The following is a 1,238-nucleotide window of genomic DNA, read 5'->3' as shown; positions in this document are numbered from 1 at the left end:
CGATACTTCGAATCCAGCATCCTCGCGCCGTAATCCGTATACGGCACATCGACAAACGACTGTGTCTCCTTGCCGTTGTAACGGTAGCGGTTGTCCGACAGTTTGCCTGCGTTCCACCGAAGGCCGAAAGGATAGTAGTCGTTGCGTTCGATAACCTCCCCGTCGTTATTAACAACTGCCCGCACGCTCCCCAAATGGTCTGTCACGAAATAATGAGACTCGATCCCGTTGGAAGTGACGATAAAACGACCGCCGTTAAAAGCTGCGCTTTCCAGCGATAAATCGCCGTTCCGGGAACCATATACCAAAGAACCGAGGTAATAAAGCCCGTTGCCGTCGGCATCCGTCGCCGAGAGTTTCGTGCCATCCGAAAGATACGAATATTTTGCCACGATTGTATCGCCGCGAAGCACTTTTTCAATCAGATTCAGGTGGTTATATCGAATATTCAGTCCTTCCATGGGATCGTACAGCATATTCCCGTTCACGTCGTAGACATATTCGGAACCGCTGTAAATGCTGTCTTGCCGAATCCCGGGTTCGGTCGGTTTGTCCGGATCACCCGGACGTACGACCACGGATGGTATGTCGGGATCAATGCCGCCTCCGGGATTGGGGTCTGTGGGGTCTGTGATTCCCGGAGGAACGACGATACCCGGCCCCGGATTATCCGGACCGATCGGGCCTATGGGATCGGTGGGGTCAACGGGCTCGACAGGATCGATAACCGGAGGAATAATCACGCCCGGATTCCCGGGATCGACCGGATCGATGGGCCAGATCGGAATTCCCGGATCAATCGGGTCGGGGCGAATACCCCCGAGGGAATCTGCAGAACCCCAATTTGCGAAAGAACGTGATCGCGGAGAAGCCTGCATATCGGAAATTGTTTTCAGCTGATTCCCGGTATAGGTATATGCAAAATTACTTTTCAATTCGCCGTGTTCATACCGATGCAGGCTTTGGATATTGCCGTTTCGGTCGTAGGACAGGTTGCGTTCGACGAATTGATCGACTTCCAGCCCGTCGATATACTGGCGGGTATCGGTCAGACGCGATTGGCTGTCATAGGTGAAGGAATAGGTGTTTTCTTCCCCGGAATCTGCGTGGGTCCAGTTCCATTCGGTAATGTTGCCGGTGTAACTGGGGGCGGCCTGTGGATGGTGCGGAGCGTTATAAGCCAGCGTCATCGAGAACTTCTCATTCGACTTGGAGGTCAACCAGCCCCGGAGGTTGTA

The 1,238-nt window shown here is 53.6% G+C and carries 1 pseudogene; it reads right to left on the bottom strand.

The features are described from left to right. Window positions 1–1,238, bottom strand: a pseudogene (locus tag I2E69_RS15155) (hypothetical protein); the annotation flags it as partial.

The organism is Alistipes sp. D31t1_170403_E11, assembly GCF_015553985.1.
Taxonomy (GTDB): Bacteria; Bacteroidota; Bacteroidia; order Bacteroidales; family Rikenellaceae; genus Alistipes; species Alistipes montrealensis.
Note: the sequence above shows the minus strand (reverse complement) of the source record. Positions and strands in the feature narration are given on the sequence as shown.